The organism is Affinundibacterium nitidum (genome assembly GCF_014284155.1).
GTDB lineage: Bacteria > Pseudomonadota > Gammaproteobacteria > Burkholderiales > Burkholderiaceae_D > Undibacterium > Undibacterium nitidum.
The window spans coordinates 1,384,039-1,400,138 of sequence record NZ_JACOFZ010000001.1; the positions used below are offsets into that span (position 1 = coordinate 1,384,039).

At 47.2% G+C, this 16,100-nt stretch carries 15 protein-coding genes; 3 read left to right on the forward strand and 12 right to left on the reverse strand.

The window, feature by feature from the left end:
• Positions 1-12: 12 nt before the first annotated feature.
• From H8K36_RS06010 to H8K36_RS06045, 8 genes are read right to left on the reverse strand one after another with little or no spacing between them, the layout of a single operon-like run.
• Positions 13-774, reverse strand: a complete 762-nt coding sequence (locus tag H8K36_RS06010; RefSeq protein WP_186914613.1) for a glycosyltransferase family 2 protein — start codon at positions 772-774, stop codon at positions 13-15.
• Between the two features lie 24 nt (positions 775-798).
• Positions 799-1,875 carry a class I SAM-dependent methyltransferase gene (locus H8K36_RS06015; RefSeq protein WP_186914612.1) on the reverse strand — a complete coding sequence of 359 codons (1,077 nt, stop codon included), beginning with the start codon at positions 1,873-1,875 and terminating at the stop codon, positions 799-801.
• A 24-nt stretch (positions 1,876-1,899) separates the two neighbouring features.
• The gene (locus tag H8K36_RS06020) at positions 1,900-3,690 is read right to left on the reverse strand and encodes an ApeI family dehydratase (RefSeq protein ID WP_186914611.1); all 1,791 of its coding nucleotides are present in this window, start codon (positions 3,688-3,690) and stop codon (positions 1,900-1,902) included.
• Between the two features lie 32 nt (positions 3,691-3,722).
• Entirely contained in the window at positions 3,723-4,286 is a 564-nt protein-coding gene (locus H8K36_RS06025) for a COG4648 family protein (protein WP_186915707.1), read from the reverse strand.
• A 16-nt stretch (positions 4,287-4,302) separates the two neighbouring features.
• Positions 4,303-4,566, reverse strand: a complete 264-nt coding sequence (locus tag H8K36_RS06030) for an acyl carrier protein (RefSeq protein ID WP_230404300.1) — start codon at positions 4,564-4,566, stop codon at positions 4,303-4,305.
• A 12-nt stretch (positions 4,567-4,578) separates the two neighbouring features.
• Entirely contained in the window at positions 4,579-4,833 is a 255-nt protein-coding gene (locus H8K36_RS06035) for a phosphopantetheine-binding protein (protein WP_186914610.1), read from the reverse strand.
• Entirely contained in the window at positions 4,826-5,617 is a 792-nt protein-coding gene (locus tag H8K36_RS06040; protein WP_230404301.1) for a lysophospholipid acyltransferase family protein, read from the reverse strand. Before H8K36_RS06040 ends, H8K36_RS06035 begins: the two co-directional genes overlap by 8 nt.
• A 10-nt stretch (positions 5,618-5,627) precedes the next feature.
• Positions 5,628-6,395, reverse strand: coding sequence for a beta-ketoacyl synthase chain length factor (locus H8K36_RS06045; RefSeq protein WP_186914609.1), 768 nt, complete (start codon positions 6,393-6,395; stop codon positions 5,628-5,630).
• A 218-nt stretch (positions 6,396-6,613) separates the two neighbouring features.
• Between H8K36_RS06045 and H8K36_RS06050 the strand changes: the two genes are divergently transcribed.
• Both H8K36_RS06050 and H8K36_RS06055 read left to right on the forward strand, forming a co-directional pair.
• On the forward strand, positions 6,614-7,021 hold the full coding sequence (locus H8K36_RS06050; protein ID WP_186914608.1) for an OsmC family protein: 408 nt from the start codon (positions 6,614-6,616) through the stop codon (positions 7,019-7,021).
• A complete protein-coding gene (locus H8K36_RS06055) occupies positions 7,018-7,914 on the forward strand; it encodes a pirin family protein (RefSeq protein ID WP_186914607.1) in 897 nt (298 codons plus the stop codon). Before H8K36_RS06050 ends, H8K36_RS06055 begins: the two co-directional genes overlap by 4 nt.
• 11 nt (positions 7,915-7,925) lie before the next feature.
• Here H8K36_RS06055 and H8K36_RS06060 read toward each other — a convergent pair whose 3' ends face one another.
• From H8K36_RS06060 to pepN, 3 genes are all read right to left on the reverse strand, one after another.
• Positions 7,926-8,840: a glutaminase gene (locus H8K36_RS06060; RefSeq protein ID WP_186915704.1), complete on the reverse strand. Its 915-nt coding sequence runs from the start codon at positions 8,838-8,840 to the stop codon at positions 7,926-7,928.
• A 153-nt stretch (positions 8,841-8,993) separates the two neighbouring features.
• Entirely contained in the window at positions 8,994-9,998 is a 1,005-nt protein-coding gene (locus H8K36_RS06065; protein ID WP_186914606.1) for a class 1 fructose-bisphosphatase, read from the reverse strand.
• Positions 9,999-10,052: 54 nt separating this feature from the next.
• Positions 10,053-12,740: an aminopeptidase N gene (gene pepN, locus H8K36_RS06070; RefSeq protein WP_186914605.1), complete on the reverse strand. Its 2,688-nt coding sequence runs from the start codon at positions 12,738-12,740 to the stop codon at positions 10,053-10,055.
• 321 nt (positions 12,741-13,061) lie between these two features.
• Here pepN and H8K36_RS06075 point away from each other — a divergent pair, with 321 nt between their 5' ends.
• A complete protein-coding gene (locus tag H8K36_RS06075) occupies positions 13,062-13,766 on the forward strand; it encodes a DUF4136 domain-containing protein (RefSeq protein WP_186914604.1) in 705 nt (234 codons plus the stop codon).
• A gap of 91 nt (positions 13,767-13,857) precedes the next feature.
• Here H8K36_RS06075 and H8K36_RS06080 read toward each other — a convergent pair whose 3' ends face one another.
• Positions 13,858-16,080, reverse strand: coding sequence for a DUF1631 family protein (locus H8K36_RS06080; protein WP_186914603.1), 2,223 nt, complete (start codon positions 16,078-16,080; stop codon positions 13,858-13,860).
• Positions 16,081-16,100: the final 20 nt, after the last annotated feature.

Sequence of the window (16,100 nt, forward strand, 5' to 3'; positions counted from 1 at the left end):
TTCGAAGCTGGTTTAGCTCCGTTTAAATCGCCGTGCAAGCAAGCGAGGCAAACGTAACAACATGCCGAAAAAGAGTCGCGTATGCATCGCGGTGATCAACACATTATCGCGCCATACACGAAAATGCGATACACCGTCAGCAGGATAGGCAACCCGAGTCCCCTCATTCAACACTTCCAAGCCATCCCAGTACAAACGCACCACAATGTCCGTATCGAAGTTCATACGTCGACCGACCTGATGACGTGACATCAAAGCAATCACAGGCGCTACAGGATAGACTCTAAATCCGCACATAGAATCACGAATCGAGAATGACAGTGTGTTAATCCAAACCCAGACATGCGTCAAATAACGAGCGTAGAGTCTAAGTTTTGGAACAGATTCATCGTAAATCGGATAACCTGCAATCACCGCATTAGGGTGAGATTTTGCTTGGGCGAAGAAACGTGCGATATCAGCGACGCAATGTTGGCCGTCAGCGTCCACTTGAAGCAAATGCGTAAATCCATTCTTTGCAGCATGAGCAAAGCCTGTTAATACCGCTGCGCCTTTCCCTTGATTGATTTCATGTTTCAAGAGTACGACACGAGTTGGATACTTCTGTTGTAGAGCATGCAGCACATCTGCACATGCAGCACTACTGCCATCGTCAACCAAAATACATGGCGAGTCAAAGCGGAGCACTGCCTCAACGACATCGCCAATTGCATGTTCGTGGTTATATACGGGAATCACGACGCACGGCGTAAACTCGGATTTCAATTCAGACATATCTACTTACCAGAATGCGAACGATTAATCGACTTTGACGAAACGCAGCAGTGAATGGCAATAGCCAATACCATCACGCACCGTCTGCAGCTTAAGACCCGCAGCTTCGGCTAAGCGGATGTAATCTGTACTTTCATAAATCTTGCTATTACCACTTGCCATCGCTGTAAAATACGGCGAAGTATTGATCAAGCAATAGGAAGCAATATCATATTGTTGCCTGTCCCAGAACGTATCCATAATCAGCAACTGACCATTTTTGACCAAGGCTTGCGCCGCACGTTGCAAGATACTCGCAATTGCATCTTCTGAAAAACAGCTCAGAAACTGACTCATCCAGATGAGATCCATGTTGTCTGGCAAAGTGAGTGACTTATCGAGCAGGTTAGTTGGGTGAAAATGCGCACGCTCAAGCAAACCTTGTTCACCCAGATTTTGTCTTGCCACGTTCAACTGTATCGGCAAATCGACGAGATGCAACTCGACCTCAGGCTGATAGCTCAATGCCGCATAACTAAACTTACCAGTATTGGCACCGATGTCCATTACCCGCCGCGGAGCTGTTGCAAAGACATCCGGCATAATACTAGGGAATGATGTATCGGAATAAAAATGGTCAAAATCAAACCAACTTGTCTTGGCTGGCTCTGGCAAATTCGAGAGACCTTCATAAATCGTGGACCATGCACCTAGATGTTTCAAACCGATCGGTTTTTCCTCATCCAAAGATTGTTCCAATTCAAACAAGCCTTGGTAGCACACATCATGAGTAAAATTAATATTGATCTGCGTGATGCTATCAGTTAGTACACAATAGCCCGCTTTATCCAGCACATAATGGCCCTCGCGCAAATACACCACGCCCGCCGACAAGCAAGTCTCTAGCACTAATTTCAGGGCGTAGCTGGTCCACTTGCCACTTGCGGCCATGGTCTCTACTGTTAGCCCCTCATTCCCAGCGTCCGCCAAGGTTTGCAACATTCCACGTTTCCATGCATAACGTACGCATTGAAAAACGATAGGTCCAAAGGCTATTTTTTGCGCTTCAAAACGTGCTGCAAATGCACCTTGCTTCTCGGGTGAAAATTTCTTGTTTAGCATGGAAGATTGGTTAATTCGGTTAATTTAGATTGAGTCTGCTGGGCCAAAAAGCACTCGCCCCGTGGCATGTTGCCCAAGGTCAGAAAAGTAGCGAAATTGCAGAGATTGTTTCTGTACCTGATGTTGCAATTCCAAGTGGACTGGGGTGTCGGCGCTGATAATTTGCTGAAACTTTAGCCCTTGCATCCCGATAAACTTGATAGGCAAATTGAAATATTGGCGCGCAAAATAAATCGCCCAATCGACTTGCACAACCCCTGGCAGAACTGGCGCGATTGGGAAGTGCCCTTTGAAATACAATAATTCACTGGGCACAATGATTTCCATTAACAAACGTTCAGTGTCCTGTTCCAACACGCGCCAATGAGGTTTTGTGATGATTTTTTCGGCGACTTCTTGCTCGCCAATTGGCTCCATCATTGAGAGTAATTGGGCTTGCGTCGTTTTGCCTTGAGAATTGATTGGCATTGCGTCTAAATAGCGCCAACGTCGAGGCAATGCGATCGCTTCGACATACTGGCTGAGTACAGCACGAAGGGCCTGATTCAGGGCAAACTTGTTACGCGTTTGAAGGTAAGCGCGCCCTTCTTTTGTCAGCACCACGAAGGCATAGATATGCTGACGCGCTTGAGGCGGTGGCTCAGCACCGGCATCACCCGCACTCAACAACAGGTGGGCTTCTTGCACCAAACCGCTTTCGCGTAGTGCATTTTCCATCAAGTTGAGAGAAATACGTTTTTCCTCAATTTTGACGACACGGTCTCGTCGCCCACATAATTGGAAATGCTGGGCGTCGACGACATCAACTTGATCGGCAAGTTGAAACCATTCTTCGTCAGGCAAATGGGGAGAGCGAACTTGCAATAAGCGCTCTTCAGGATCAATACGCCAACTCACATTTGGGAACACTTGCCACGCTTGAGTATTGGTATCAAGGCGTTGGCGCCAGGCGATGCCTCCTGTTTCGGAGCTTCCATAAACTTCAATCGGGGTATGTAGCCATTGTGTCTGTACATTCGCTAGTGCATCTGGCAACAACGGTCCGCCGGAGGAAAACACAACACATAAATGTTCCCGCACACCAGACCAATCGAGATGGGAAGGTAATCGTTTCAAGTGTGCTGGACTAGCAATCAAGGCACATCTACGCTGCGTCAAATGTTGCTGCATTTGTTCAGGAAAATTAAGTGCCTCAGCAATAATCGCGCGGCCGCTCGCAAAGGGCCACAGCACCTTAAACAGGAGTCCGTAAATGTGATGATGCGATACCGTCGAGAAGATATCTGCAGACCCGAGTTTCGCTCCGAAAAGCAACTCTAAGGTCTCAATCTCAGCGGCGAGTTGCGACCATTTCTTAGGTATCGCCTGAGCCTCTCCGGTACTACCCGAGGTGTACACCACTAAAGCAGGAAAGTCTGCATCGAGCTGTGGCAAACCCGCTTCGCTAGCTTTATCGTCAATGACTCTGTGTGCGTTTACTAGAGGCAAAGATGTTGCAAAATTGGCTGGAAAATCACCTACAAAAATCGACAACTTTCGTGCCAGATTTCGACAATTATTTTCGAGTACATCAGCGGTCAAAAATACTGTTTTCTTCGCATGCCAAGCGCCGAACAAGGCTGCTGCAAATTCGATACTATCATTCAGATAGAGTGCGATTTCATTCGGCGAAAACTGAGCCATTACCAGTCGCCAATGAGCGACCTTTTGAGCGAATTGGATTTGTGTGACCGCGTCTTTACCCTGCCACCCAACCAAATCCGTTGGTGCAGTCGAAGTTCGTTGCGAAATAATTTTTCGATGAATATCAAACATGGTCAAACAAAATACACTTTCAATACACTTACTCAGTCGTTGTCGTTTTGATGTCGACGCTTAAAACGGATACGAACAAGGTATTCAACTGCAAATAGGCCACCCATCAATGCGTACGAAATAACGCCCGTGTAGAGTGTCCATATTTCCTGTGAGGCCCAAACAGCTGTCGCAAAAGCGATACTGCCATTGAGCACAAAAAACACACACCAAACTTTGGTAACGTTTCGGGTGTACCGCACCGCTGAAGGCGGCAATTCAGGCTCTGTCAAACGTGCAAAACGCTCAATCATGGACTGAGGGGTTGATAAGCTATAGGTAAAGGTAATCAAGAAAGCGAGATTGACCAAAACGGGATATAGCTTGAGGGGCAGCAAAGCATTCATCCAAACCGCCACCAAGACCATCATCAACGCACAGAGCGCAGACCAGCGAGCCAACTTGCTGACCTTGAGCGCTGGGACACGAGTTGCCACAAGCACTAACAGCAAACCGGCCAACCAGCGCGGCTCTATTTTTCCTTTACCAAACCATATCGCCAAGGGATAAAGCAAAGTGACGATAACCGTAAGAGCGGTTAGTGCTTTGGTGCGAATTTGAGCGTTAATAGAATTACTCCGGCTTGAGGCCAGTGAGTGCCTCAATAACGTCGCCGATCGTACGAATTTGCTTAAAGACTTCAGGCTGTAGACGCAAACCCGTCATTTGCTTTAGGCGTACCGCAAGATCGACAGCATCGATACTATCAATGTCTAAATCAGCGTATAAATTGGATTCCAAGGTCAGAGTGGACTTTTCCAACTCGAACATTTCACTTAGCAAATCGACGACCCATACAAACAACTCGTCTTTACTCATTTCACTAACAACCACCATGGCGCAATTCCCTTACTTCTTTCTTTGTGTTTCGATCAATTTCACTAGGGCATTTACCGAAGAGAAATGTTGGCGAGTATCCTCGGCATCGGCCGAGAGCGTAATTCCATAACGCTTTTGCAGAGCAACGCCCAATTCCAACGCATCGATAGAATCAAGTCCCAAACCTTCGACAAATAGCGGTGATGCATTGTCGATGTCGGCTGGGGTAATATCTTCTAACTGCAAGACATCGATAATCAACTCTTTAACTTCTTGTTCAAGCATGATGTGCTGTTTCCCGTATAAAATATTGTTGTAAAAACTTAGTTAACTGCCTCGCTGCAATCACATCCGTATCGCCACCTGCAGTGAAATTTTGAATTGAAATGTCTTCTCTAATTTCGATGCTAAACTGCACTTGCCGCTCTGGAATTTTCCACCACGGCTCACCTTTACTGAGAGTCTTAGGTTCACAATGTATAACCACTGGAGTGACATCTCTTTCACCTCGTACTGCGATATTGGCGGCTCCACGCTTCAACTCAATATCTCCACTCACAGGGGTTCTTGTTCCCTCAGGAAAAACGATAAGGTTGTTACCCGCTTCAAGTGTCAAAATACACGCATCGAGCAAATCGGAGCCATTCTCATTATTGATATAGCCGGCAGATCTAACAGGGCCTCTGGTGAACACATTTTTCCACAAGCCCGCTTTTACAATGCAGTCAGCACGTTCAACGAACGCCATCAAAAAAACCGTATCGATCAAGCTAGGATGATTGGCCAAAATAAGTAAACCGCCGCGCTGTAATCGTTCAGCGCCCTCAATGCGGTATCTGAGAACCCCCAAACCACTCATCAAACCGATGAAGCCTCGAAAGCTAATTCGAATCACTTCACGAGACCAACGAATTCGTCGCTTAGGCTGCCACACAAAAATATTTAAACAAGGGAATACCAACAACCAAAGCAAAACGCCGCCCACACCAAATGCTGTAAAGCTCACAGCTGTGCCAAATAAGCGCCAGTAACGCCCCATTACCGAGGCCAATCTCACTGATGATTGCATCTGATTGTTCTCAGACCGCATCGCTATTACGCGACCACGTCCATTGCAAGCCATTAGCAGACCGTTCTAGGCTCGCACTTTTGGCCAAATGGAAATGTAAAATATCCAGACCGGGAGGACTTACTCCCGAAACATCACATGGAGTATCCGCAGAAATCGAAGCCCCCTTTTTCCATTGTAGGGTCACCGAATCTTCTCTCGCAGGGACGATCAACCAAGCCCAAGCATAAGCTTGCTCCAAACAATCTTGAAATCGTTCGAAAACGGGAGGTAAAGCTTGCTCGTAATTAACTAGGAGCACCGCTTGTGCTCCATCCTCTAACAAAGAACAAGCCTCAATCACAGCGTGTTCCACCGTGCTTGCACCAGCAGCGATCGCGATATGATTGCTACGATCTTTACGTGCAATCGAAAACAAACCAGCCGTCGCATTATGAACAGCAGAACTAAACCCGATCGGTGAAATACCGCCTTCGGTATTGAGTTCTTGAATCAATTCGACCGAGTGATCAACCTCACCATGACGGGAGCAAAAAATGGTTGGAATATCTTGGCGTTCGCCGAGACAGCGATAGGCAACTTCCAAAGCCATTCGTCCTAAGAAACGGGCTCTCCGGCGCAACATGGCAGGCATGTCTTGCACACCAGGTGGAGTGTTATTCGTCGGACTAATCAGCGTACGCTCAGCAGCCCACTCATCCCACAGAGAATCTGTTTCCAGCCCCGGCGCCCACTGAGCGTGCTGTGCTATCGAAAATTGGACGCCATGACTGATCATATGTGTAACTACATTTACTGCAGCGTGAATTCAGAAATCTGAAAAATTTTTCCCGATTTTCTGCCCACCCTGCTACATTTGCGAAACCGCGAATGGTATCACGATCGAATTTACAACTCAAACCCATTCACTAGGTATTGATCTCGGACTTAATCACGAGAAATAGTTTGTAGCCAATGACAGCATTTTTACATGCAAAAGAGTCAAAAAACATTCCTATGAGCATTAATCTAACCTCGACGATCGGCGCACTTACCGCTCAAACAATACACTCCGGCAAACACCAGATCGTCAGCGACATCACAACAGCCGAAGGCGGTGAAGATTTAGGGCCGAGCCCACATGATTTGTATGATGCGGCGCTCGCTTCCTGCAAAGCACTCACTTTGATGTGGTACGCAAACAAAAAAGGCATCAAAATTAGCAATATCGACACCCGCATTGAACGTGACGACAGTCAGGAACGTCACGGCGTCTACAAGCTCAATGCGCGTTTAGTTTTAAGCGGCGACTTTAGTGACGAAGAATTTCAACAGCTCAGCGCCGTCGCTGAAAAATGCCCGGTCCATAAATTAATGACCAGTGTTACGACTGAAATCACTACCCAAGTTGAGCGTGCGTTATGACTGAAAATACCTCTGCATTTCCCATAACGGATTTACTTAAAGCACACGCTAAAGATCTCGGCGGTGGTTTTGTCGTCCGCCGTTTGCTACCAGCAGTGCAGCGGCAAGCCGTTGGGCCGTTTATCTTTTTCGACCACTTCGGCCCAGTGACCGTCACGCCAGCAGATAATCATGATGTACGCCCTCATCCCCATATCGGCTTGGCGACCATCACCTATTTGTTTGACGGGGTCATCATGCACCGCGACAATCTGGGCTATGCACAACGCATAGAGCCTGGCGCGATCAATCTCATGATTGCCGGCAATGGTATTGTGCATTCCGAACGCAAACCCGAAGAACAGAAAAATCAAACCTATGTCAACCATGGTTTGCAGTTGTGGATCGCCGTACCGGAAGAAATGGAAGCCATTAATTCTTCATTTAGCCATACGCCGGCAGCAGCAATCCCTGAACTAAACATCGGCGCAGCCCAAGTTCGAGTGCTAGTCGGCAGTGCATTTGGTGCGACATCGCCGGTACCAACACTCTCACCGACCTTGTATCTTGACGTGCAATTGCCAGCAAACTCGAGTTGGCAACTACCAATGTTGGCGGATGAACAGGCGATCTATCCAATTAGCGGTCACACTGAAGTCGATGATAAGACAATTGAAGATGGCAATATGCTGGTCATGCATCAACTACGAGCGATTCGAAGCGGTGAAGATGGAGCGCGCTTTGTGGTTATTGGCGGCAAGAATTTGGGCAAACGCTTGATGTGGTGGAATTTTGTCGCGAGTAGTAAAGAAGCGATCGATGCCGCCGCGGTCATTTGGGAAAGCGCGCCAACCGAAGGGTCACTCAAACAAGTGCCTGGTGAGGTCGAACGCATTCCATTACCACAACGCTAGGGCCTTCGCTCTTAAAAAATTGAACGTGCTGTCATTGTCGTAAACAATTCCAGCGCCATTACCCCCGCCAAAGAATTGCCGGCGGGGTCAAGTCCTGGTGACCATACGCAAACTGCGAGCTCACCAGGGACGACCGCTAAAATACCACCGCCGACACCAGACTTCGCTGGCAGTCCCACACGGAAAGCAAAGTCACCGGCTACGTCATAAGTGCCGCAGGTCAGCATCACGGCATTCAATCGTTTTGCTGAACTAGAATCGAGGATCTTTTGTCCGCTCCACGGAATCGTGCCGTGGTTCGCCAAAAAGCTCCCAGCTTTCGCCAATTCAAGACAGGTCATGGTGATGGAACATTGACGGCAATAGCTGTCGATGACCGTACTCACGGGGTTTTGAAGATTGCCGAAGTCTTTCATTAAATGCGCAATCGCATTATTGCGATGAGCATGTTTTTGTTCAGAGATGGCAACTTCTCGGTCAAAGTCAATTTTCAACTCGTCGGCCAACATACGCATAAACTGCAATACGGCGATGTCTGCTTGCACGAAGCGTTGCGCCAAGATATCGTTAATCACCAAAGCACCAGCATTGATGAAAGGATTGCGTGGCACACCCCGCTCATACTCCAACTGCGTCAAGGAATTAAACGGATTGCCCGAAGGCTCTCGCCCTACCCGCTTCCAAATCGCATTGCCTTCGCGCTCGAACGCCAAAGCCAAAGCAAATAACTTGGTCACGCTTTGTGTGGAAAATTTTTGATGCGCATCACCTACCGTATAACTACTTCCGTCAAGACAATAGACGGCCATTCCAAAATGCTGCGGCGATACCTTAGACAATTCAGGAATATACGTCGCCACTTTTCCTTGTGATAGCAGGGGACGCACTTGTTCTTGTATGGTCTCGAGGATTTGTTGGTAGTCGATACTCATCATGCACTTCTCTATTTGAATTAGAACGTAAGGCGCTGTACTTTTCCCACGATCAACAGATCTATCAGACCCAACAATATAAAAAAGCACGCGAACCCTTGGTGAGTAGGCGTGCTTTCTATCATCAGGCATGAACCTGGGCCATCACTATGCCTCGGTGTGATAACGTGTAATCAATTCCACTTCATTTTTCGAGCCCAAAAATACAGGCACACGTTGATGCAAGGCCGTCGGTTGGATATCGAGCATACGTTGTTTGCCATCGGTTGATGCGCCGCCTGCTTGCTCGACGATAAAGGACATAGGATTGGCTTCATACATCAAGCGCAATTTACCTGCCTTGTCCGGTTCACGCTTATCAGCTGGGTACATGAAAATACCGCCGCGATGCAAAATACGATGTACGTCAGCGACCATGGATGCAATCCAACGCATATTGTAGTTTTTGTTCAGTGGGCCTGTTTTACCAGCCAACATTTCGTCGACATAGCGCGTGACTGGCGGATACCAATGACGTACGTTAGACATATTAATGGCGAACTCTTGGGTATCGACTGGGATTTGAATATTGCGTTCGGTCAGTACCCATGAACCCATTTCACGATCTAAGGTAAAACAATTGACGCCATTTCCTGTCGTTAAAATCAACATGGTTTGCGGGCCATAAATCGCATAGCCCGCCGCGACTTGTTGACTACCTTTTTGCATGAAGTCTTGTTCTGTCGGTGTTTGTACGCCTTCTGGCGCTTTCAATACAGAGAAAATAGTACCGATCGAGACATTCACATCGATATTGCTAGAACCATCGAGTGGATCGAACAAAAGCAAGTATTCGCCTTGCGGGTAACGGTTAGGAATTGGATGGATCGTTTCCATTTCTTCCGATGCCATCGCCGCCAAATGACCGCCCCATTCATTGGCTTCGAGCAGAATTTCATTCGACAAAATATCGAGCTTCTTCTGTACTTCGCCTTGTACGTTTTCTGTATGAGCGGTACCCAAAACTTCGCCCAAAGCACCCTTACCAACCGCGTGGCTAATGGTTTTACAAGCACGCGCCACCACTTCAATCAATAAGCGCAATTCCGCTGGAATGCTATTATTGAGCCTTTGTTCTTCGACTAAAAATCGAGTCAGACTAATTCGTTTCATATGTTTCCTTCATTAAAATAAATCTAGTTGGCAGCATGGTGTACATGCCGCGCTTTACGATGCGGCGAGCGCTTTACTCACGACTTCCAATACATCTTTGGATAAATTCTTGGTGGCTGCGACTTTTTCTAAAGCTAGTTTCATCAGGGCTTGATTGGTGACCGGATACTTTGTCCAACGATCTAAACTACGAGACAAACGTGCCGCCACTTGCGGGTTGAGTTTGTTCAAGGCGATGACACTATCCGCCCACAAGGCGTAACCACTGCCGTCCACAGCATGGAAGCGTGCAGGATTCGCATTGCAGAATACAAACAACAAACTGCGTGCACGATTCGGATTACTCAAACTAAAAGCGGGATGCTTCATCAATGACTTCATCTGCACCACGTCTGTAGTTGGCGCTGAGGCCTGCAGTGTGAACCATTTATCGATGACCAAAGCTTCATTCTTGAACTCAGTGTAGAAGTGCTTCAAGACTTGCTCACGCGTTTTTTGATGAGCTTTGTCCGTCGCGGTCGAGCAATGCAACATGGCGGTCAGCGCAGCCATGCGATCTGTCATGTTTTCCGCTTCTTGATACTGCGTATGCGCTAAGGCATAGGTCGCCGCATCCGGCCACTCCACCAAATAGGCGAGCGCACAATTCTTCAGCGCTCGTTTGCCCGCGGAGGCCGCGTCTGCTTTGTATTTACCTGGCGTGAGATTATTTTGATAGGCTTCGAGCAAATCTGCTTTCAGTGCTTGTGCCAATGTCGCGCGCACAAACTGACGAGCTTGGTGAATACTGATCGGGTCAGCTATCGTCATTTCTTCGGCGATCATGGTTTCCGATGGCAAGGTCAGCACCAACTCACGGAATGCGGGATCTAAGTTTTTATCGTTGAGCGTTTTGCGCAAGGCTTCGATGAATATCGCATCGAGTTCTAAGACATGACCCTGCTGAACAGCCTCGACCAACTTCAACAAGCGACGCATTGCCAAACGTTGGCCCGCTTCCCAGCGACAGAAGGCATCGCTGTCGTGCGCTAAGAGGTGCGCTAATTGTTGATCGCTGTATTCAAACTCCAAAACGACAGGCGCAGAGAAGTTACGTAGCAAAGACGGCGTTGGTTCTTGCTCGATACCGGTAAAAGTGAAAGTGTGCTCTGCATCGGTGAGTTCCAACACCATAGACTTAGGTGCGTCTTTTACTTTTGCGCCCGCTAACTGCAAGGCAAACTCGCTGCCATCGGCTTTCAATAAACCTAGTGCAAACGGAATATGGAATGGCTGTTTGTTTTCCTGGCCCGCTGTACTCGGGCAAGACTGTTGTACATTTAAAGTATAAGTCTTTGCTTTCGCATCATAATGCGCCTTGACCGCGACACGTGGAGTACCAGCTTGGCTATACCAACGCTCAAACTGCGTAAGGTCACGTCCATTAGCGTCCGCCATCGCAGCGCGAAAATCATCACAAGTCACCGCTTGTCCATCATGACGTTGAAAATACAAGTCCATACCTTTGCGGAAGCCTTCGTGGCCCAGCAAGGTGTAGTACATACGGACGACTTCGGAACCTTTTTCGTAGACGGTGACCGTATAAAAATTATTGATTTCAACGAAGGAATCAGGACGTACTGGGTGCGACATCGGCCCCGCATCTTCGGGGAATTGGAACTGCCGTAGAACGCGTACATCTTCGATACGTTTCACGGCACGGCCCGTCTCATTACCGACCAAATCGCCGGAAAATTCTTGGTCACGGAAAACTGTCAAACCTTCCTTCAAGGACAATTGGAACCAGTCGCGACAGGTGACGCGATTACCGGTCCAATTATGGAAGTATTCATGTCCCACGACAGACTCAATACCGGCGTAATCGATATCGGTTGCCGTACGTGAATTGGCTAACACATATTTCGTATTGAAAATATTGAGGCCCTTATTCTCCATGGCGCCCATATTGAAATCGCTGGTGGCGACGATCATAAAGCGATCGAGATCAAGCTCGAGGCCAAAGCGTTCTTCATCCCAACGAATGCTGTTCTTGAGCGAATCCATCGCGTGCTGAGTTTTATCGAGATTACCCTCTTCGACCCACACTTGCAGCAAAACCTTACGACCGGATTTCAGTTTGTAATTTTCTTCTTGGCAAACTAACTTACCTGCAACGAGAGCGAACAGATACGATGGCTTCTTGAATGGGTCTTCCCACTTGGCGTAATGACGGCCGTCACCCAAATCACCTTGTTCAATCAGATTGCCGTTGGACAGTAAAACTGGATACTGCTTTTTGTCGCCGCGCAGCATCACAGTGTAGGTCGCCATCACGTCAGGACGATCGGGGAAGTAAGTAATTTTGCGGAAGCCTTCTGCTTCGCACTGGGTGAAGAAATTACCATTCGACACGTACAAACCCGACATCGTCGTGTTCTTATCAGCAGCGATACTCGTTTCAATCTCGAGCGTGATGTCGTCCGGCACATTGCTGATGACTAAACGTTCTTTGGTCAGCGTATAGGCTGATTTCTTCAAGTTAACACCGTTGATTCGCAATTGATGCAACTTGAGATCTTCGCCAAATAAGACCAAATCTTTTTCACTACTATCGTGGTTGCGACGCATCTTGATGCGTGTTGCCACATGGGTGCGTTTGGGGTCGAGATCAAATCCCATTTCAACCGTGTCCACCCAAAATCCTGGGGCAACATAATCTTTACGATAAATAGTAGTGCTTACATCTTGATTGGTATTTCGCATGCGGTTCACTTCAGAAAAGAAATCTACGTTCTAAGCCCTATTGGCCCAAACCAAGCTCTCGAACATTGGGTAGACGGGAAAAGCGCTATTTTACCAAGTGCGGCAAGGGATTAGACTGAATTCCTCGCACAAGCTACAGCACTAAAACTACATTAGCATTTTAACATGCGCTTTAACGCACAAAACATGTTCGTCCTTAAGTGGTATCTTGCTTGGGAGAGCGTTACAAACTTTCACAGACTTTTCGTGATCTTTGTGACATGATACAGTCGCTCTTTGAAGTATTTCGCTCAAGTTTGTTAGCAACACCGGAGAAACACCATGAAACCCTTAATCAACGTCGGTCTGATGTCTGGCTTAGTTCTGGCAATGAGTCTGCTGACTGGGTGCGCAAGCACTTACTCAAGCCATGTCACTACAGTCAATCAGTTACCCACTAATTTTGCTGAAAAAACTTATCAAATTGATCTCGCCAAAGAACAAGCGGAAACACCTGAATTTATTCATGCTGCCGAAGATGTAAGAGTGCGCCTAGCTGAGCTGGGTTTCAATGAAGTCAAACAAGACGCCGCTCCGTCACTCAAAATTGCACTCGGCCTCAATACTCGTCCTAGCGACACAGAAATCATCTCTCCATATGGCAGCATGCGTTTTGTCATGACCCCTTATGGCACGATCATTCCAGTAAGCGGATTCATGACAACACGTTTGTATTCGCCCTACCTGCGTATGCCCTATCGTCGCTTTTATTCGCGTTGGTATGATCCATTCTATTCGCCGTTTTATTTTGGTCGGCATGTAGATCCATTTTATTCACCTTATGCAGTACGCCAGTACTACACACATGAACTCAACTTAGCGATTGTTGAAGCGAGCAGCAATAAACCCATCTATCAGGTGAGCGCACGGGCGGAGAAGTCGGACCCAGAAATCGACCAACAAATTCCTTTTTTAGTTGAGAGTGCATTGCGCAATTTCCCAGCAAAGACCGGAAAAGAATGGGTGGTATTGAAACTAGAAAAATAGCCTTGATGCCAAACGAATGCATCTAAAGAAAACGGCTCCTGTATCACTACAGCAGCCGTTTTTCTTTATGTAAATATGTAAAGGTGAAAGACTAGCTTGCTAATTCACGAAGTGCAAAAGTCATTGCACGATCAACCAACGAGTTTGCGACCACCGTCGTCACATCTCCATTGCGGCAACGACGCACCAACTCTTCTCCAGAAATCGAGAATGCGCCAGCACCTTGGCGATTAGTGAAAATAAAACTCGTACGTTTAGGGCTGATCCAAGCCAATTTATACCGTGAAACTTGGTCTAATTCATCTGTGAAGTCTAACCACATGCCGATATCTAGCTCATCGACGTGCTTACTGGCTTCATCATCGAGATGGGCTTGTTTATCGTGCACAAAGCGATCTAAACGACGATTACTCGCACGTTGTGCAATATTCACAGCGATTTCTAATTGACGGCGTGGCGATAATTCCAGCGGCGCCCTCGCCATCGCAGCATGACGTTCCGCTAGCTTAGAAAAGAATAAAACGCGTTCAGGTTCATCCCAACGAATCGCATTCAACCATGCATTTAACAAGGTCAGCATGGCTGGCAGTTTCGCAATTAATTCTTTACGCTCATCGGCGCTGTTTTTCGGCTTCAAACTCCAGATCAAATCATCCATAGTCTTCAGCGCATTTTCTAAGGCGTGTGGTTTCTCATCTTTCACACTATGTGCGATGGTCAGGATTCGTATCCATTGCTCTTGCAAGAAACTTTCTAAGAAACCTGCGACCTCACCTGTTTCGACACGAATTGCCACATCATGCTCGGCAAATTCACGAGAAATCCGCATTTTTTCTTCGGTCAGCGCGGTTTGCACGGGCTGGCTAATCGCTTCCTGTGCACGTTGCTCTTCCTCTTTCAGGAAATTTTCAAGGTCAGTCACCACATTCGAAAACAAATCGATTTGTTGATCAAATTCGGATTGCACCCGCTCGATCACATCACCAATTTTCTCCAATAACGGATCTCTTTCAGCGTCCAATACTAGACCCGAACTGCCGAGAATATCCATCAAAGTTCGCGCAGGATGCGAGTCGCGCAAGAAAAAATCGATATCACTTAAAGCCACACGCAAAATTGGTATTTGCAATTGTGCGATTAAGCGTTTGATGTCGTCTCGCAAAGTTTGATCAGCCAGAATGTAATCAAAGATACGTGCCAACAATTCGATCGAATTTCTCTCAATTACGCTTAAACGTAAAGCAGATGCGGTTTTCAACAATTTACGTAAATTCGACTTATACGGAAATTCCTCAAGTTCTTCCTTCGAGAAATTTTTCTGCATCTCGACCAAGTCTTCGAAGAATTGGCGATCAACCGTTTCTTTATCGAGTTCATCTAATTGATTTTGTGCTTCAATCGTGCTGTCTAAAGCTGCGCGCTCTTCGTTCAAATCCATCATCGAAACTGGCGCATCTTCCAAGGAAATCGGCGCCAACTCGACATCACCAGAAAATACCTTTTTCAACTTCGCTTGCATTAAAGGATTTTGCGCGATCGGCGTCGCCGCTGGCAAAAAGGAATGCAAACCATGTGTACCTTCCATGGCATCGTCACCATCTGGACGTATCCCTTTCGACATCAGCTCTTGATTAATCTCTTCTAAAATCGGTGTCAGTTGGATGAAGATCTGTGGCTGTAGCAAACGCAAAACGACAAGATGAGAATCAGGGTTGGGATCAAGCTCTTGCCAAGCCTTGTACACAGAATTGATGAACAGTTCTGGTCGGAATGGGTTCTGTGACACGTCGATAGGCATGCGGTTTAAGATCCGCCCAATCAAGGTGTTTAACATCACCAAAGGCTCTGCACTCGTCACTTCCAGTGTTTGACTAGCATGGCGAAGCAGGATTTTTTCTTCCATCTGCTCATAGGTTTGCGCCGTATTATCTAAGTACAGATCTTCTTTTTTGGCACGCTTACGAGTATTAAAAATACTCACTTCTTTACTTAGAACTGCCGTGATATGCCCCGCAACCAATCGATAAAACGCGGTGTTATTGCGCTTCAACAGCAAATGCGCGTCAAGACTCGTTTTTGCGTCCTCGGGGCGTACAGCCTGATCAGATAGGCGAAATAGCTCATCCGCCAAACGATTCGCGAATGCCTCTAATTGCGACGAAGCTAAATTCGCCGCCAAAGGAACTAAGTTCTGTAATAACAATAAACGCGAAGCATTCGACGAAGCAGCCTTACGTCCGGCATCACTAGTGGCATGCCCGGAAGACTTCTTCGCGGTGATAGTCTCAGGAGATGGGTGTGGGATTGTATCCATGTTTTGTGCCAATGTGATGC